The sequence below is a fragment of the Nostoc sp. genome (assembly GCF_036917755.1).
Taxonomy (GTDB): domain Bacteria; phylum Cyanobacteriota; class Cyanobacteriia; order Cyanobacteriales; family Nostocaceae; genus Nostoc.
On record NZ_JBALFC010000025.1, the window covers coordinates 20,733 to 36,206 of the forward strand.

Annotated in this window: 24 protein-coding genes; 11 read left to right on the plus strand and 13 right to left on the minus strand. The window is 41.4% G+C overall.

All coding sequences use genetic code 11. From position 1 onward, the window contains the following. Window positions 1–53 precede the first annotated feature (53 nt). The 3 genes from cysT (at window position 54) to V7L05_RS08125 (ending at window position 2,196) form a co-directional block, all read left to right on the plus strand. On the plus strand, window positions 54–911 hold the full coding sequence (cysT, locus tag V7L05_RS08115; RefSeq protein ID WP_442937843.1) for a sulfate ABC transporter permease subunit CysT: 858 nt from the start codon (window positions 54–56) through the stop codon (window positions 909–911). Further along, on the plus strand, window positions 898–1,776 hold the full coding sequence (gene cysW, locus V7L05_RS08120) for a sulfate ABC transporter permease subunit CysW (RefSeq protein ID WP_335163495.1): 879 nt from the start codon (window positions 898–900) through the stop codon (window positions 1,774–1,776). The genes cysT and cysW overlap by 14 nt, the downstream gene beginning before the upstream one ends. Before the next feature lie 153 nt (window positions 1,777–1,929). Continuing rightward, the gene (locus V7L05_RS08125) at window positions 1,930–2,196 is read left to right on the plus strand and encodes an NIL domain-containing protein (RefSeq protein WP_334948842.1); all 267 of its coding nucleotides are present in this window, start codon (window positions 1,930–1,932) and stop codon (window positions 2,194–2,196) included. A gap of 323 nt (window positions 2,197–2,519) precedes the next feature. Here the strand turns inward: V7L05_RS08125 and V7L05_RS08130 are convergent, their stop codons facing one another. From V7L05_RS08130 to V7L05_RS08180, 11 genes are all read right to left on the minus strand, one after another. Continuing rightward, the gene (locus tag V7L05_RS08130; RefSeq protein ID WP_335163498.1) at window positions 2,520–3,404 is read right to left on the minus strand and encodes a type I restriction enzyme HsdR N-terminal domain-containing protein; all 885 of its coding nucleotides are present in this window, start codon (window positions 3,402–3,404) and stop codon (window positions 2,520–2,522) included. Continuing rightward, window positions 3,356–5,377 (minus strand): hypothetical protein, encoded by a 2,022-nt coding sequence (locus V7L05_RS08135; RefSeq protein ID WP_335163500.1) that lies wholly within the window; start codon window positions 5,375–5,377, stop codon window positions 3,356–3,358. Before V7L05_RS08135 ends, V7L05_RS08130 begins: the two co-directional genes overlap by 49 nt. 740 nt (window positions 5,378–6,117) lie before the next feature. Further along, window positions 6,118–7,230 carry a site-specific integrase gene (locus V7L05_RS08140; RefSeq protein ID WP_335163502.1) on the minus strand — a complete coding sequence of 371 codons (1,113 nt, stop codon included), beginning with the start codon at window positions 7,228–7,230 and terminating at the stop codon, window positions 6,118–6,120. Between the two features lie 146 nt (window positions 7,231–7,376). Beyond that, window positions 7,377–7,607, minus strand: a complete 231-nt coding sequence (locus V7L05_RS08145; RefSeq protein ID WP_335163504.1) for a hypothetical protein — start codon at window positions 7,605–7,607, stop codon at window positions 7,377–7,379. Continuing rightward, on the minus strand, window positions 7,600–7,842 hold the full coding sequence (locus V7L05_RS08150) for a hypothetical protein (protein WP_335163506.1): 243 nt from the start codon (window positions 7,840–7,842) through the stop codon (window positions 7,600–7,602). Before V7L05_RS08150 ends, V7L05_RS08145 begins: the two co-directional genes overlap by 8 nt. Next, window positions 7,835–8,506, minus strand: a complete 672-nt coding sequence (locus V7L05_RS08155) for a hypothetical protein (protein WP_335163508.1) — start codon at window positions 8,504–8,506, stop codon at window positions 7,835–7,837. Before V7L05_RS08155 ends, V7L05_RS08150 begins: the two co-directional genes overlap by 8 nt. Before the next feature lie 23 nt (window positions 8,507–8,529). Then, window positions 8,530–8,718: a hypothetical protein gene (locus V7L05_RS08160; protein WP_335163510.1), complete on the minus strand. Its 189-nt coding sequence runs from the start codon at window positions 8,716–8,718 to the stop codon at window positions 8,530–8,532. Window positions 8,719–8,806: 88 nt separating this feature from the next. Continuing rightward, a complete protein-coding gene (locus tag V7L05_RS08165) occupies window positions 8,807–8,974 on the minus strand; it encodes a hypothetical protein (RefSeq protein WP_335163512.1) in 168 nt (55 codons plus the stop codon). A gap of 106 nt (window positions 8,975–9,080) precedes the next feature. Continuing rightward, window positions 9,081–9,392, minus strand: a complete 312-nt coding sequence (locus tag V7L05_RS08170) for a hypothetical protein (protein ID WP_335163514.1) — start codon at window positions 9,390–9,392, stop codon at window positions 9,081–9,083. Window positions 9,393–9,422: 30 nt separating this feature from the next. Then, a complete protein-coding gene (locus V7L05_RS08175; RefSeq protein ID WP_335163516.1) occupies window positions 9,423–9,611 on the minus strand; it encodes a hypothetical protein in 189 nt (62 codons plus the stop codon). Window positions 9,612–9,705: 94 nt separating this feature from the next. After that, window positions 9,706–9,912, minus strand: a complete 207-nt coding sequence (locus tag V7L05_RS08180) for a hypothetical protein (protein WP_335163518.1) — start codon at window positions 9,910–9,912, stop codon at window positions 9,706–9,708. Between the two features lie 50 nt (window positions 9,913–9,962). Here V7L05_RS08180 and V7L05_RS08185 point away from each other — a divergent pair, with 50 nt between their 5' ends. The 3 genes from V7L05_RS08185 to V7L05_RS08195 all read left to right on the plus strand — a co-directional run bounded on the left by V7L05_RS08185 (window position 9,963) and on the right by V7L05_RS08195 (window position 11,745). Then, window positions 9,963–10,238 (plus strand): helix-turn-helix transcriptional regulator, encoded by a 276-nt coding sequence (locus V7L05_RS08185; protein ID WP_335163520.1) that lies wholly within the window; start codon window positions 9,963–9,965, stop codon window positions 10,236–10,238. A gap of 149 nt (window positions 10,239–10,387) precedes the next feature. After that, window positions 10,388–11,083, plus strand: a complete 696-nt coding sequence (locus V7L05_RS08190) for a hypothetical protein (RefSeq protein ID WP_335163522.1) — start codon at window positions 10,388–10,390, stop codon at window positions 11,081–11,083. Between the two features lie 59 nt (window positions 11,084–11,142). Continuing rightward, window positions 11,143–11,745: a DUF4102 domain-containing protein gene (locus V7L05_RS08195; RefSeq protein WP_335163524.1), complete on the plus strand. Its 603-nt coding sequence runs from the start codon at window positions 11,143–11,145 to the stop codon at window positions 11,743–11,745. On the opposite strand, the gene V7L05_RS08200 is transcribed toward V7L05_RS08195, so the two are convergent. Beyond that, window positions 11,687–12,052, minus strand: a complete 366-nt coding sequence (locus tag V7L05_RS08200; RefSeq protein WP_335163526.1) for a hypothetical protein — start codon at window positions 12,050–12,052, stop codon at window positions 11,687–11,689. The genes V7L05_RS08195 and V7L05_RS08200 overlap by 59 nt on opposite strands. A gap of 205 nt (window positions 12,053–12,257) precedes the next feature. Here V7L05_RS08200 and V7L05_RS08205 point away from each other — a divergent pair, with 205 nt between their 5' ends. Together V7L05_RS08205 and V7L05_RS08210 are read left to right on the plus strand one after the other, a co-directional pair. Continuing rightward, window positions 12,258–12,515 carry a hypothetical protein gene (locus V7L05_RS08205; RefSeq protein ID WP_335163528.1) on the plus strand — a complete coding sequence of 86 codons (258 nt, stop codon included), beginning with the start codon at window positions 12,258–12,260 and terminating at the stop codon, window positions 12,513–12,515. A 39-nt stretch (window positions 12,516–12,554) separates the two neighbouring features. After that, window positions 12,555–12,794, plus strand: a complete 240-nt coding sequence (locus V7L05_RS08210; protein ID WP_335163530.1) for a hypothetical protein — start codon at window positions 12,555–12,557, stop codon at window positions 12,792–12,794. Window positions 12,795–12,802: 8 nt separating this feature from the next. Here V7L05_RS08210 and V7L05_RS08215 read toward each other — a convergent pair whose 3' ends face one another. After that, window positions 12,803–13,384 carry a tyrosine-type recombinase/integrase gene (locus tag V7L05_RS08215; protein ID WP_335163532.1) on the minus strand — a complete coding sequence of 194 codons (582 nt, stop codon included), beginning with the start codon at window positions 13,382–13,384 and terminating at the stop codon, window positions 12,803–12,805. A 219-nt stretch (window positions 13,385–13,603) separates the two neighbouring features. Here V7L05_RS08215 and V7L05_RS08220 point away from each other — a divergent pair, with 219 nt between their 5' ends. From V7L05_RS08220 to V7L05_RS08230, 3 genes are all read left to right on the plus strand, one after another. Further along, complete coding sequence (locus V7L05_RS08220; protein WP_335163534.1) at window positions 13,604–13,918, plus strand: hypothetical protein; 315 nt, start codon at window positions 13,604–13,606, stop codon at window positions 13,916–13,918. Between the two features lie 3 nt (window positions 13,919–13,921). After that, window positions 13,922–14,425 (plus strand): hypothetical protein, encoded by a 504-nt coding sequence (locus V7L05_RS08225; protein WP_335163536.1) that lies wholly within the window; start codon window positions 13,922–13,924, stop codon window positions 14,423–14,425. Beyond that, the coding region (locus V7L05_RS08230) for a collagen-like protein (RefSeq protein WP_335163538.1) at window positions 14,426–15,474 on the plus strand (1,049 nt) is incomplete at its 3' end.

The following is a 15,474-nucleotide window of genomic DNA, read 5'->3' on the forward strand; positions in this document are numbered from 1 at the left end:
AAAAAACTTTTTTGAATTTTGAATTTTGAATTTTGAATTCGGAGCGAAGCGACGTGACTCTATCTCCTTCTGTGGAAGTTGAACGCAAAACACCATTCTGGAAGACATTGGGGCGGGTTCCTTGGACTTGGCGAATCACCATAGGATACCTGACGGTGATGTTATTTATCCCCATAATTGCCATGTTTCTGAAAGCGAGTACAGAAACTCCGGCGAGATTTTGGGCGATCGCAACCAGTGATGTCGCATTAGCAACATATAACGTCACTTTTTTTACAGCAATATTTGCTGCCTTACTCAATGGCGTATTTGGGACTTTGATTGCTTGGGTTCTGGTTCGCTACGACTTTCCCTTCAAACGCTTAATTGACGCCACTGTAGATTTACCCTTTGCACTACCAACTTCGGTAGCAGGGCTAACCCTGGCAACAGTTTACAGCGATAATGGCTGGATAGGTTCGCTACTAGCACCACTGGGAATTAAGGTATCTTTTACCCGCACGGGAGTAGCGGTAGCAATGATATTTATCTCACTACCTTTTATCGTGAGAACTGTGCAACCCGTGCTTCAGGAAATGGAACATGAAATTGAAGAAGCCGCCTGGTGTCTGGGTGCTTCTCAATGGCAGACATTTTGGAAGGTGATTTTGCCGCCTTTATTTCCGACAATTTTAACTGGTGTTGCCTTGGGTTTCTCCCGTGCAGTTGGGGAGTATGGTTCGACTGTGATTATCTCTTCCAATACGCCATTTCAAGATTTAATCGCACCTGTGCTGATTTTCCAGCGCTTAGAGCAGTATGACTATTCTGGTGCAACAGTAATTGGCATAGTTCTACTATTAATTTCATTGGTAATGCTATTGGCAATTAATTTCTTACAAGCATGGGCAAGGCGATATGACAGTAGATAAGCCAAGTTTTCACTCATCTGCATCTGATACAGATATAGCCAAACCTCTTAAAGAGCAGAAGAGTTGGGTACCAATAGTTTTAATTGGTATAGCGATCGCTTATTTAGCCCTAGTTCAATACATCCCGGCAATCAACGTTTTTGTCCAAGCCTTCAGCAAAGGATTTGGGCCATTTCTGTCCAACCTGACGCGGCCAGCTTTTCTCCATGCAGCTTGGCTGACACTATTGCTAGCTTTGATTTCTCTGCCTGTAAATACTGTATTTGGGTTGTGTGCAGCTTGGGCGATCGCCCGCCATAAATTTCCTGGACGTGCCATAGTTTTGAGCATAATTGACCTACCCTTTTCGATTTCGCCCGTAGTCGCAGGATTGATGCTGGTGCTACTTTACGGACGCAATGGATGGTTTGGCCCTTGGCTCCAGGCACATGATATCAAAATTATCTTTGCCTTTCCAGGTATGGTACTGGCTACAGCCTTTGTGAGTATGCCCTTTGTCGCCCGCGAAGTGATTCCTGTTTTAGAGGAATTTGGTAAGGATCAAGAAGAAGCTGCTAGAACTCTAGGTGCGAAAGATTGGCAGATATTTTTGCGCGTCACCCTCCCCAGTATCCGTTGGGGCTTACTCTACGGTTTAATTTTGACCAATGCCAGAGCAATGGGTGAATTCGGGGCGGTTTCGGTGGTATCTGGCAACATTGCCGACCAAACCCAGAGTTTACCACTATTTGTAGAAGACGCTTACAAACAATACGAAACCGAAGCTGCTTTCTCTGCGGCTGTACTGTTAGCGTTGCTAGCAGTAGTAACCTTAGTGCTGAAGGAGATTCTGGAACGGAAAACCACCATTAAAGATGTTGAATAGAAAAATCAAGCGATTATAGTTATCCTTTGAATAGGATACAAGCAAATCATGGGACATGGTACGATCTACTTAGTACCTATCAGTAAATTACCATTAGGGTTTAGGGTAGTTCTGTACCAATCCCGATCAGAGATTGAAATAATTCAGATATATATGGCTAGTGACAATACACTTACCAATAAACGGATTCGACTAAGAATTCCTCAGAATTATCACCAGGAACCTGTCATTTCTCGCCTGGTGTCTGACTATGGACTGACTGTGAATATCACAGCAGCGATTTTGGGAGCCAATGCTGTCGGTGATGGGTGGTTTGACCTTGAACTACAAGGAACAGATGCACAAATTCAGAGCGGGTTAACCTATCTCCGCGACTTGGAGTTGGAAGTCTGGGATGACACTAAAGCAAGTGATTGGTAAAGGTTATAGCAACAGACAGGGGGGCACAACTAGCTGTGCCCCCTCACGAATACTAATCTAAACCTCTCTCTAAATCTCTCTCCTAAAAGGAGAGAGACTTTGAATTTCCCCCCTTCCCGTGTCGGGAAGGGCAGGGTGGTTTCATACAAGCAGAGAAAAACTAAAACTGGGTTTCAAAGCCTCTCTCCGCTTCGGGGAGAGGTTTGGAGAGGGGTAAAAAGCCATGCCGCAAAACGAGAAATCAAGACTTAATGTATTTTTCTTTTTTCGTATGAAACCACCCTGCTTCCCGCGTTGGGAAGGGGGTTAGGAGGTTAGGTTTTTTAATAAGCGATAGAAATTAGTTTTTCAAAATCTTGATAATCAAAATTTTGTTGTTTTTTGGAGTATTTACCACATACATCATAATACACTTTATTTCCTTGCATATTAAAGAAATATCCTTCTATTTCTGATTGCTGTTGTTTAACTTTAAAGACTACTTTATTAGTTGTATATTTACCATATTTGCTAATCAGAGAAGCAAAACTATCAAAATTTCCGTTTTGAGCTTTTTGAAATTCTAATAAATCATCATTCTTCTTATTATTGCTTTGTAAAATTAATGTCTGTATGTCTGTAAGACTTTTGAGATGATTAATTTCAAAGTTATCATCTTTTCTAGTAAAGACGATAATCTCATGATAATTATACAAAATTCCAATATCGCAACCAGCTTTTGTTAGATACCTTTGAATCTGATTATAATGATTTTTTAAATTCGCGTCTTCTCGTTTTACTTCCACAATTATCAAAGGAGATTGATGTGGCTTAAAATTATCATTTTTTTGCTTTTTGGATATTTCCAGATCATGATTATTCACCTCAACTTCGATATTAATGATATCTGGAAATAGCCGACTTTCTTTAATAAAAAAATGAATAAATATTTGTCTAACTAACTCCTCTGGTCTTGCATTAATTGGAATTTGTATTCCCCTAATCAAACATTTTGTATATTCTTGATAATCTTTTTTATATTTGATGAGTTTTGTGGTTATTTCTTGTTGTAAATCAGTCATATATCTTTTGATAGCAACTAATGGTGGATAAAATAGCTTTAGGGACACAATTATATTGCGCCCTAAACTGTATATTAAATATGCAATTGAGAAATTGTCTATTTTTCCCCAAAAAAGCCTAGTATTTTGATAATTAATTTCTGCCAATAATATTCAGCTTTGCTTTTTAAGAATGTATTTAAGTTTGTCTCTTTTTCCAGTTCTCGCTCAAATATCAGACATACATTACCTGTAAAAGTTTCCCCTTTCTTGTTTTCCTTACCTTTTTCAGCAATTAGAGCCTTCCAGAAATCAGAATCTTCGCCTTCGCCTCGAGGTAATAGTTTTCTCGTGACTTCTTCTTCAACTTCTGTGCCTACTTCGTCTATAAATTCGTCATATAATCCGTAAAATTCTTTGACTAATTCGGGGATAAATGTCTTTAAAGATTCATTCGCATATGTAAGCTCATTCAGTATATCTTCTAATTCCTGTTTTACTTCTTTGGTAAATTTTTTAAGCATTTTATTTTCATCTATTCCCTCAGCAACAACCTTCGCATCGTAATATATATCTATATCTCTTGGCTCATAGTAACCAAAATTTCTATGGATAGCGTGTTTAGTATTCCATGCTGGATAAACCTTGCAATAGTATTTATTAACATATTCATCAATAAAAGTTTCAAAGAGAAAACCAGACATTCTTTTACTCAAATACCGTAAATCCTTTATCTTCTTAATGGCATTTTCAATTGCCTTGATTTCTGATTCGGTTAAAGCACCACTATTTTTGATTCTCGCAGAGCTTTCTTTGATAGCCTTGATTTCATCTAATAAAATATTTCGCCTACGTTCTACTACACCCGCTATAGCTTCGATAAATTGATTTTTATCTGCCTGTACGTCTTCTTGATCGCAGTCTTCATTTAGCTTAACTATGTCATCACGATAGTATCTCAATGAATCATAGAACAAGATATTTTTCGGGAAAAAATCTAAATTAGAATTTTTGAATGTAGCTTGAACTTGTTCGTTTCTAATTTGAATTCCTATATCATAATCGCCATCACATCCACTCACCTTTTCAGCTTCATTTTTATGAGGTAATACCAAAGTTACAAATCTATGATGAAAGTCTTTTGATTTAGATGCAAGATGATAACCCATTAATTTACTAATATTATTTTCAGGAGCATCATTAAAGGGAGTTACAAAGATACAGATGGTATCCTGACTATCAATATATTTCTGTAAGTCTTTACGAATCGGGTTCTCATCAAGTCCTTTGGTATCAACAACTGAATCGAACTGAGACAAGTTGGAACCAGATAAAATATCATCGCTCAGATAAAGATATATTTTCCTTGGAATAGCAAACTCTTTTAACTGAACATCATTGATGGCAGCAAAGGTATTTTTTATCCATTCTTGCTCATTTTTCTGGTTGTCAAACTCAATTTTAGTAGTAGTTCTAGCTTCGATATTTGCATTATTCAATGCAGTTTTTTTCAGAAAGTCTACTCCTGATTCATTAAGTAATTCCTTCGCTTGATCAGTTCTTGGGCTATCCTTTTTGTCACCATTATAGACTGTTTTAGAAGTTATTTTAAGTTCTGTAACATTCCTAATAGCTCTCTCAATTTCTGTAGAAATGATTATTTTCTCGTCTGACTGAGTATTATCTTTATTAGCAATAGAATCGCAGAAATCAGAAATAAGATTTTCCATCTCATCAACTGTATAAGGCTCTATCTCTATGTAAGTTTTTTCAGATGCCTTAATAATTACTTCACATATAGTAGTTCTGCCTGAACCCGTTGAGAGTAACTCTTTAGTTTCGATTACATTTGTAGTTTTTCCTTTTTTTGTCTTGGAAACATTGAAGTCGCTAATTAAGTTAAAAAGATGACAGATGGCTGTAGTTTTTCCTTTACCAATAGTACCTATAAAAACAATTTTATATTTATCTATACTAAGGATTTTCTCGATTTCTTCTAATCTTTCTAGCTTTGAATTCAGGTTATTGATGCAAATATACTTAGGTATATTATTCTCTGCTGCACCTGATAGTTTACTGATTTCACGTCTTAAATTTTGCTTCAATGATGTAATTTCTTCTTGCGGCAGTGTAGTCAACATACTGTTTTCCCTGTTTCGATGCTATTTACTTGATACTTGCAGTATGCCCACTATGATCTAAAATCTAACAGTGATGCATTATTTATTGTCTGTTGGCTTAAGCTTTCAAGTTTGCCGGGAAGCTTTGGCTATGTTGCAAGATAAGAAGCCTTGGCTGTTTGAGGAGTTTATCCCTAAAAAAAAGATGAGGCGACTGATGTTAATGTCTAGCCTCTCAGGAAAAGTATTTAATATCAGTAGAATTTGATCAAGAGGCGGCGCTAGAAGTTCTTTCTCAAGGGCAACCTGTGATTCCCTTTTGGTGCGATGCCCTTCTCTACGAGACGCTACGCGAAAGGCGCAGGCTCAGGGTAAGACCTGCGGTGGTCACAGATTCTTCCTGCGATCGCTTACTGCGGGTATCTCACGATCGCACTCTAGGCAGTTTCTTTTAGAGCATTGCAATCACCTAAAATATAGGTGAAATGATATTGTAGAGAAGCTACATTCTAGTTCTCTAAAGTGATATTAATTTCTCAAAGAAGATATTAATCTGTTAACAGTGACATTAATTAGTGAAAAGTGATATTAATCTGTTAACAGTGACAAATAATTAATTAATCTACAGAAATACTTAAAAAGTGGGTGACGAGGGATTTGAACCCGCAACCAATAGATTAAGAGTCACCACTTCGACACAATTGCAAGTTAAATATCTAGCAATTACCTTGCTAGATAAAACATTCTTAGAAATTAGAAATTTATAATTCTGGTGGCAGAGGGCGATCGCTTTTATTCATCGCTAAGTCAAAAGCCCTTTGGTGATGCTGGGCATCAACCCAGGCGTGATAGAGATTGCTGTGAACTGTTAGACTGTGACCCATTTGCTGTGCTGCTAACGAGATATCAATCCCATACTCAAGGGTTCTGATTGCCCAGCAATGGCGTAGATCGTAAACCTTGAAGGGCAGTCCATCATTTCGCCTAAATCTTTGAGTAACGGTTGCTCCAATTGCAGAATTGTTTCGATTTAAGTCGATATCAGGGATTTTGACATTTGGCAACCCAAATAATTCAAACCACTCTGGATGAAAAGGCCAGATTTTTCTGTAGCCAGTCTTGCCAGCAAGGACAGTAATAATTTTATTACCTGCTCGTAACTGCTCTAAATCAAGGAAAAATACTTCATGATTTCTCAATCCGTAGGTGGCAAGCATTCCAAATATCCACTGCCATTTCACATTATCAAAACTAGAATAACATTCATAAATTAATTTATCTGTTGGCAGACTACGAATCTGTCTGCTTCTATAGCTATAATTTCCTGAATAAGAGTGAGGATTGAAATCAAGATCAGCAAATTTAGCTAATAATTTCAGTGTCAAACAAAACCGTTTCCGGGTTCTAGTGTCTGGTGTGGTTGTGAGAATGACTTGTTTGAGTATTTCAGGATTAAGTATTTCATGTTCAGGCAGGGTTTTGAAAACTGTCTGATATTCGATTTTCCATGTACTTTCTGTCTTAAAATTGCGTTGTCTCCTCTGAAAATAATCTTTCTCAAATTCTCGAATCCATTCCCCAATAGTTTTTACTTGATTGCTTTTTAATTCGGTTTTTAAATAATCATTCCAGTCAAAGGTATTAGTATCAAGCTTAAGGCTCAAAATTTTGCCTTCACTCTCAGCAAGCTTTACACCTTCTATTGTGGCTACAGTAATATTTATTCTTTGTTGATGCCAACTGTTTTTTGATGCCAATGATTTTGGCGGAAGCGTTGCACGTAAATAAAGCCGATTACCAATTTGTTCTATATTTATGCCGTAATTACGGAGTCGTCCATTGGCCTCCTTGATTCGGTGTTCAATATTTTTCACGAGTATAATTCCCATTAAAAATTCATCCCAAAAGGAAGCAGGTTCTTACCTACTTCTCTTGGGATAAAGTCACTTAATTTAAGTCAAAATGCTCCTGATGGCTACTATGTCAAGTAGCCCGCGCAGTTAGCGCGATCTACGATTCATCAGGGGGTTCTAATTTCTTTTTCCAGAGAATCAACTATTTCCTGAATTTCTGCTTCTGATAATTGGTGGTATTGCTCGTCAGCTTTTGACCGTATACATTCCCTCCATGCTTCTATGGGTTCCTCGGTTATTTTGGCAAGAATTTGTATAGCTACCCCCATAGCTAAGGTGTTTAGAACAAATGCATCTCTAGGCAAACGAATAAAATCATCTTCGGACGAATTATTCATCGTCTCCAATATCCTCCGAGTAATCTGTTAAATCATTTTCGATAACTAATTCAAGTTGTTCTAAAGCTGGTTCTAGTATTTGTTTAAGTTTTTCATCGGTTGCGTAGTCTGCCGTCTCTTCGCCAGAAATAAGTTTTATTCCGGCATCAATTTTATTTTTGATAGTGTGTAATGATTGCCAGACTTCGTAATAGTCCCAATCTGGATCTGGTTGAGAGATGTTTAAATTATTCATAAATATCCTCATCATCAAATTCGTCATCATATCCAACTAATGAATATGAGTTTTCTGGGTCAATGATGTTAAGAGCATCGGTAAACGCTCGACCCGTTAGCACATCAAGAACTGAGTAGTTACCCTGCCCGATCGCAAACTCAATTTTTCTCCTAGTTAAAGCTCGTTCCAGTTCTGGGGTTCTGAGGCGTGGGTCAACATCCTCTATGGAATTAATTGGCGGCGGCTGCTCATTACCTGCAATCCATCGCTCATGTTGACTGTTATAAAAATTACGCCAAGCTTTTTTTGATGGTGGTTGGGGTGCAGATTCAAAAAAGTCGGCTACCTCCTTTGACCTCTGAAAGCCTTCAGCATCACACTCCATTGATTCAATCCACCCATCGGCCATTGAAAACCCCCCTTTGGTTGCAGCTTCTTGGGCGACTTCATCAACACCAGCACCGCAGTAGCTGGCAATCAGTTGAGCTAGAGCGCGAGTTTGTGGAATACTAAGGCGGTCTATGTCAATAATCCACAGTGGTACATTTTCCCCATCTGCATTGACGGCCATTTCCAGGGGGAACGGGTCACGCATGGGTATCATCCTATCTGGAAATAAATCTAAAATTGGCTCGAACGGATTGCCGGGTTTGAGTTTCACCCAAGTGTCATGTTTGCTCATGATGCTTTTCCAGTAGCGATCGCCTAAAAATCATCGGTTTGTGTAGGAACCGACTCCGGTGGGAAAAGTTGACTTTTCACCAGTTCCCGGAGTCGCTCGCTAACTTCATTTGGGTCGTCATATTGGTCTAAGACTGCGGTGACTTCCATTGTTTCATTCTGGTAATTTCCCAGGCTTTTGACCCGCTTGTAAGTGATGGTTTCAATTTTCATAGGCGTGTGATATTTTTGACTTGTACAGTTTCGAGTGTTGGATCGAGAGAGCGATCGCACTCCTGCCGCGATCGCTTTTGAGCTATAGTTAACCAGGGTGATCGAAAACTACCTGAAATTTCCCACCCCCCTGGCGGAGAATGCTAACGTAAGCATCGGCATCGCTTCGGGTGCGAAATCGACAAAAGCAGACATTTTGGCCATTGGGCAGAGCCTGAAAAATTGCCCACGGACGAAGTTGATCACAGTAAGTCATAGTTCTAGTCCTCAAAATTCCCTAAAAAGTAAAAACACCAGCGCTAGCTAACAACAGCCCGCGCTGGTGTTTTGTGCCAAATTCAATGCATGACTTGAACAACCATTTATCCCATAGGCAATACCTCCGTATCGCTGAGACTGCGACCCCATCGGACTTGATTGATCAGCGCTTCAACCAATCCTGCTCTATCCCCCGGAGGCAAAGAACTGTTTATCTGATGCCCCACTACGTAAATTTGATCGCGGCATCTGCCAGGAGCTTGATCGCACAGTTGAGCCGCGATCGCCGATATCAAAAACAGCTTTTCGCGTTGGGTCATTTTTTCAAAGCCCGACCCATACTGCTGTCCGAGGGAATCCAACAAGGAACCGTCGCCAGGGGTGTAACTTGTAAAATGTCCTACAGGTCTACTCATGTGATGGTTATGTGAATGTTATGTGACTGTTTATTCGCCGTCTCCCTCCTCCCCGTCTTCGTCGTATTCCTTCTCGCCGATCTTGATAGTCAGCACGTTTTCGGAAAAGACAAAATCAACGATCGCAAATTCTTGATCGTCAACATCTTGGATGGCTATCGCCGTCTCAAGAGGGTAGTGTTTCACGTTTTCAAGCAGTTCTCGGATTGTGATTGTCATCTTGTTTTTGTAAGTTTTAAGTTTTAAGTCTGCGTTGAGTCAAGACAAACACCACGCGGCAAACTCGTTACCGCGATCGCTTCACAGATGATTTTTAGGGTGTTTCCGCGCCGGGGCATAAAAGCAGTGGCGTGGGTGCTTGCTCCATTTGTGCAACGCGAACGGTGAGGCGTTGGGGAGCGAGATCACAGCAGCTTTGCGTCTGAGTGAGAAACTTAGACACAGAGAAGCTAGCCAAATTAATCAACCCGCCAAAGTCAGAATTTCTGGCTAGTCTTCTGTTGTCTACGTAAGCAAGCATACTTGCTTTTTCTGACTTATGTCAAGTGTGCTTGCTTTTTTTCTGAAAATATGGCAAGAAAGAAGAGACCGCAGAATCCAGAAGATATGCCTCCTTTGCAACGTCTAAGAGAGGCGGCTAACTTGACCCAGGCACAGCTAGCAGGCCGAATACCCGACAAAAGTAGAACAAAGACCTTAAGCCGACAGGTTATCAGTGGATGGGAAAGAGGTGAATATGAACCAGAGTTAACAATTCCGCAGGTTAAAGCATTGTGTCGAGCCTTGGGCGTGTCCTTGGATAATCTGCCTGATGATTTCGGACCACCAGCTACGCCTATGACATAAAAAACCAACGCGATCGCGGTTGCTGAGGAGAATTGCGATCGCGCTCACCACTTCTGGAGTGTGATCGCCAGCCAACAACTAAACACGTAAATAGCCACCTAAAATCTGACCTCCAGGTGGCTAAGTTACTATTCAAAACTAATAGTATTATGACAGATAATTCATCAAAAAATTCACTTCCTTGGACGGAAGAACACACAGCATTTTGTTATCAACACCATATTAGCCCTGCCGCCAAATCACTTTGGCAATGGCTAATGATACAGGGTGAAATCGCCCAAGAAGTCGAGCCAGATTTATCAGAATTCAATGCCACAGTAGCCAAAGCAAGAGGTAAAGGATACTCACATAATTACCTCAAACAGATTTTTGATCAGCTAGTAGAACACAGAGTTATCCAAGTCGTTAAACAGTATAGTTGGAAGATATTTAAGTTACTTGTAAGACCCCTGGAATGGTTGAAGCCACCGAGAAAGAAGCGAGAAAAAAACTTACAAAACCATAACTTAAGTTACAGTTTAGACCCTTCAAATGATAAGTCTGCCGTGACGGGTGATATACAGCAGCAGCATTCTAATTCTGATATCAACTTAGAGACCCTGGCAGAAGCGGGTATACATTATGACTCTTCTGAAAAAGAAGTCCTTGAACGTCCAACCAATGAGATTAAGTTGGCAATTTTAATGCTTAATCTCCGTGGTGGTTTAGAGAAAATTCTTAATCCAGAAGGATTTATACGGCGATGTTTACGTGAGCGCTGGTGGGAATTCCCTCGAAACTACAATTGTTTACTTTCCATGTTTGGGAACTCTACAGAATGGGATGAATTATTCCCCTCTGGTTGATTCCTATGTATAAAAAAACGGACGCGTTCAACGTCCGCGAATTCTAATCCACAAACATTATGAAACATAATTCTGACGTGCCGGTACAGTTAACACTATTGACTGTTGCCCCAACTGAAAAGAAAACTATTGTTCACGATCCTTACTGGGATGAGATAGAACTTGCGCCCCAACAAGAGGAGGATAGTCACTGGAATCCTTCTGACTTTGGGGAAGTGCCGCGCAAGTTAGACTCGGACGGTCAGCCGACAATTTTCTACGATGACAGTCACGAACCACTCGACCCAGATGATTATCAAAATGTGAATGATTATCATCGTGCCTGGGCAGAGTGGCGGACACTTGTTGGGGCGCAAGTTAAACCTGACACTATTAACACCCCTGTAAAATCTCGTGTTGGGGCGCAGGTAGCATTACATACCGAAAAAACTGCGCCCCAACACGATACTCACTGGGTAGAGAAATATTGGGTTGAGCGGTCTGGTAATAAATATTGGTATTACCGCTATTCCTGGATGGTAGGCAGGAAGAAAAACCGCATCTACCTGGGTAGTGTGGATAGCATCATCGCCAAGCGGAAAAAGGCAGATGTCGAAGTTTGGATCAGCGATGGGAAATCACCCCAGGAGATTGAGAAACTAATTCACTCCTGGCGTGGTTAACAGATCCAGAAGCGATTGCGTTTCTGAACCGTCGCAACTCATCCCATCTCCGGCTATTAGTTGAGGCAGTGCGGCTGTGCTGATTGGGATGAAAGGAAGCAACCCTTTGTTCTACAAACTGGTCAATCAACAGAAGAACTGTTTTCTGAAGCTGTTTAGGGTCTAAATGAACACTTCCCGAATCCAAAGCACGAGCGAATTCTATTATTTGTTCCTCCAGCGCTGCGGGAACTCGAATATGTTTAGTATCGCCGTGGTTCCATTGAGAATTCCAAGTCGTACCCCGGCGGCCGCCTTTGCCTGCCATATCTAACCTCAAACGAGAGTCACAGGTACTTTATCAGGCTGTATTGCGCGTGACAAGGCAATGGGGAGTGGGGAGTTAGGACAAATGACAAATGACAAATGACGAATGACGAATGACGAATGAGGAATTGCGATGGCACCGGTGTTCTCGTTGCCATCGCAGTTGACATGCTACAACTGAGTCGTTCAATCTATTTTTCAAGAAAATGACTAAAACTGACGATGCTCTCACATCCCAGACCGCATTGCTTAACAAATTTGCAGAAATCATTAGAGGACTGATTCAACGTGCAGTGACTGCTGAAAGCGATCGCGATAAGGCTTTGACTCAAGTAGGGGAATTGCTTGGAGCTGATCAAGCAACAGCAGCAGCCATTCTAGCTGACAGCCCACAGATTCAAGCCTTAATTGATGAAGCTGCTGCTTCTAGCCTGCCTCCCCAAGCCTTACCAGTAGCTGCTTAGACTACACCCACTCCCCACTCCCCACTCCCCACTCCAAACATGAAAAATGCGATCGCGCTAACTGAGATGAAGAGGCGATCGCACATCATAATGGTTGTGATGAGTGTGATATCAGCCTATCCGCCACAAGGCAGTTTGTCACAGGTTGGGATAAACCGCGTCCACTTCATCCCATGCCATATTTGTCAGGCTTTCCAGCGCCATTGCCAAGAAAACCGGATGGTCATAGTCTCCAGCTTGCAAACGCCCAAAGAAGATTTCGATTTGGAGGAACAGTAGATTGGCGTTCATAGAGTTGCGATCGCGCCTCGTTTCTCGTCGATCTCAATTTCGTAATAAGGGTCTAAACCTTTGTTATCACGGTGTCCGGTGAGAGTTCTGATAATTTCTTTAGAAATCCCACTTCTCCGCAAACGATTTACCAAGCTCCGGCGGGTAGTGTGAGTTGAGATGCCTCTACTACTCAAACCCGCATTTTCTGTGGCGCGTTTGAGAATATCATAGGCATTTCGCCAGCCAATCGGCTTTTCGCCACACCGCGACGGGAATAACCAAATTGATTCAGATGGCTCAAATCGTTGCAGAGATTCGCCCAAAGCTTCATGAACCGGAATTTCAGTATTCTCGGCTGTACCGTCGGGGCGGTGTTTTCTGATAATGCTTTTGAAAATCAGCAAATCTTTGGGCTTGCCACTGCTGGAGTAAACATCGGCTACCTTCAGTTGGATGATAGCCCCCCAGCGTTCGCCAGTGTACCAGGCTAAATCCCAAAGCAACTTGTACTTGTCAGTTTTAATTTGCTTTCTGATTTTGAGATATTCAGCCGGTGTAATTGTTGCTGCTTTGCCACATCTGTTAATCTTTGGCATATAAGAAATTGAAATTGTTATGTTCCGCTTTCACCTCTTGTTCAGGTGAAAGCGGAATTCTCTAAATATTCACTATTAGTAAATATCACCTCAAGCTTAGTACTGGCAATTGATACACGCCATCGGTGAATATGCTACTTCTACATAAAACTGGAATATTTACACAAATTTTGCTAGCGCGTACAACAGATGTTATTCACTTCAAAACAAAATCTGTTTATGCAACCTGGAATCACTGACTTATTTGGTGCAAACTCAACCTTCTCCGGTTCACCAAAAGTATTAGAAATTCCTTTAAGTTCTCTGCCTGCGCTAACAAGTGCTAATCCTACAGCCCTGGAATTATACGCTGCAATCGTCCAAACTGCTCACATTTCGCTAAATGCAAATACTGACGCTTCAGTGATGAGTGCTAGCGATTTAACAATATCTTCCCCAATAACTCGGAATGGAACTGCCAAGACGCAATTCCAATTTACAGAAAGATTTTATGGACCTTATGCCGCTCCAACTTTTGATCCAAATGCTGTTTAACAAATGACTTACCACTTAAGAGTAGTTGGCTCAAGTTATGGCGGAGGCTGCTTTGCTTATCCAGAGGACGACGTATATGTAGACCTTGGAAATAAAAGCCATTCTAACTTTTCACTTGTAGTAGTTGAAACTGGCATTACTTGCGGTGGTTATAGTTTCAAAATAGTAGATAACAACACAGGAACTACTATTTATACGTCTACAAGCCCCGCCAAAAATGTTCATCTTGACATCATCGATAATGACACCGGGCAACCGCCGCCAACTACTCCTAAATATGATTGCATCAACGGTCAATGCATCTCAAAAAATACTTACAGCACCCCAGGGATTTACGCAACACTTGCTGATTGTCAGGCAGTTTGTGCAAATGGTGGCGCTTGCGCTGCTGGCAAGCAATGCGTCGATCCCACAACATTCTGTCCAGATGGTAAAATCTGCATTGAGCAAAGCGAATTCTCTTCAATTGAAGCCCTAATTTCTAAAATTAATAGCGAGGTCTGTTAAGTGTCCGGTTCTGGTCAAGCCCTTATTTCCTCGTTATCAAATATTAGTAATTGTGCCGGACATCAATGTGATTGCTGTCAGGGATTGCAAAGTCAGATTGATGAATTAAGAAATCTAATTAATAATTCAAATAATGGAAATCTTCAGAGTGAAATCGATGCTCTAAAACATCAGTTAGCTGATGTTTATCGCCAGTTAGCCCAAGATGAAATTCAGATAGGCAGCTTAGAAACTGAACTCCATGATTTAGAAGCTAAATTAATAGCCTTTGGTGCTGGAATTGCAGCATTAGTAGCGATCATCGCAGCTCCCTTGATTGCCGCAGCTCTTGAGGGTCTATTTGCTGCGATCGCGGCGGCAGCAACAGCAGCAGCAGAAGCCCTTGCACTTGCAATTGGTGCAATAGAGGGTGAACTGATAATTATGCAGGCCGAAATCGTTGCAGCCGAAGCTACGGCAGGTGGCGCTCTAGTTCTTGCTGGCACAGCACAATTCACTGCCGGTGGTGCTTTGGCATTAGCAGAAGCAGTCCAACTAGAACTAATTCCTATTGGTGTCACCGCCGCTGGTGCTTTGGCATTAGCAGAAGCAGTCCAACTAGAACTAATTCCCATTGGTGTGACTGCCGGTGGTGCTTTAGCATTAGCAGGTCATGCTGAGATTACTGCTGAAGAGGCTTTAACACGTTCAAAGAAGGGAGACAAGGGTGATACCGGAGACAAGGGTGACGACGGAAAGAAGGGTGATACCGGAGACAAGGGTGACGACGGAAAGAAGGGTGATACCGGAGACAAGGGTGACGACGGAAAGAAGGGTGATACCGGAGACAAGGGTGATACCGGAGACAAGGGTGACGACGGAAAGAAGGGTGACGACGGGAAGAAGGGTGACACCGGAAATCAAGGTGACAAGGGTGATACCGGAAACCAAGGTGACAAGGGTGACACCGGAAATCAAGGTGACAAGGGTGACACCGGAAATCAAGGTGACAAGGGTGACACCGGAAATCAAGGTGACAAGGGTGACACCGGAAATCAAGGTGACAAGGG

Bases quoted from the DNA above. Each gene is read 5' to 3' on its own strand.
- cysW (WP_335163495.1), top strand. From the start codon at position 898: ATGACAGTAGATAAGCCAAGTTTTCACTCATCTGCATCTGATACAGAT.
- V7L05_RS08145 (WP_335163504.1), bottom strand. From the start codon at position 7,607: ATGAATAATTCGTCCGAAGATGATTTTATTCGTTTGCCTAGAGATGCA.
- V7L05_RS08195 (WP_335163524.1), top strand. From the start codon at position 11,143: ATGAAACATAATTCTGACGTGCCGGTACAGTTAACACTATTGACTGTT.
- V7L05_RS08225 (WP_335163536.1), top strand. From the start codon at position 13,922: ATGACTTACCACTTAAGAGTAGTTGGCTCAAGTTATGGCGGAGGCTGC.
- V7L05_RS08185 (WP_335163520.1), top strand. From the start codon at position 9,963: ATGGCAAGAAAGAAGAGACCGCAGAATCCAGAAGATATGCCTCCTTTG.
- V7L05_RS08165 (WP_335163512.1), bottom strand. From the start codon at position 8,974: ATGACTTACTGTGATCAACTTCGTCCGTGGGCAATTTTTCAGGCTCTG.
- V7L05_RS08155 (WP_335163508.1), bottom strand. From the start codon at position 8,506: ATGAGCAAACATGACACTTGGGTGAAACTCAAACCCGGCAATCCGTTC.
- V7L05_RS08180 (WP_335163518.1), bottom strand. From the start codon at position 9,912: ATGCTTGCTTACGTAGACAACAGAAGACTAGCCAGAAATTCTGACTTT.
- V7L05_RS08150 (WP_335163506.1), bottom strand. From the start codon at position 7,842: ATGAATAATTTAAACATCTCTCAACCAGATCCAGATTGGGACTATTAC.
- V7L05_RS08135 (WP_335163500.1), bottom strand. From the start codon at position 5,377: ATGTTGACTACACTGCCGCAAGAAGAAATTACATCATTGAAGCAAAAT.
- V7L05_RS08205 (WP_335163528.1), top strand. From the start codon at position 12,258: ATGACTAAAACTGACGATGCTCTCACATCCCAGACCGCATTGCTTAAC.
- V7L05_RS08125 (WP_334948842.1), top strand. From the start codon at position 1,930: ATGGCTAGTGACAATACACTTACCAATAAACGGATTCGACTAAGAATT.
- V7L05_RS08200 (WP_335163526.1), bottom strand. From the start codon at position 12,052: ATGGCAGGCAAAGGCGGCCGCCGGGGTACGACTTGGAATTCTCAATGG.
- V7L05_RS08220 (WP_335163534.1), top strand. From the start codon at position 13,604: ATGCAACCTGGAATCACTGACTTATTTGGTGCAAACTCAACCTTCTCC.
- V7L05_RS08170 (WP_335163514.1), bottom strand. From the start codon at position 9,392: ATGAGTAGACCTGTAGGACATTTTACAAGTTACACCCCTGGCGACGGT.
- V7L05_RS08210 (WP_335163530.1), top strand. From the start codon at position 12,555: ATGAAAAATGCGATCGCGCTAACTGAGATGAAGAGGCGATCGCACATC.
- V7L05_RS08190 (WP_335163522.1), top strand. From the start codon at position 10,388: ATGACAGATAATTCATCAAAAAATTCACTTCCTTGGACGGAAGAACAC.
- V7L05_RS08175 (WP_335163516.1), bottom strand. From the start codon at position 9,611: ATGACAATCACAATCCGAGAACTGCTTGAAAACGTGAAACACTACCCT.
- V7L05_RS08160 (WP_335163510.1), bottom strand. From the start codon at position 8,718: ATGAAAATTGAAACCATCACTTACAAGCGGGTCAAAAGCCTGGGAAAT.
- V7L05_RS08215 (WP_335163532.1), bottom strand. From the start codon at position 13,384: ATGCCAAAGATTAACAGATGTGGCAAAGCAGCAACAATTACACCGGCT.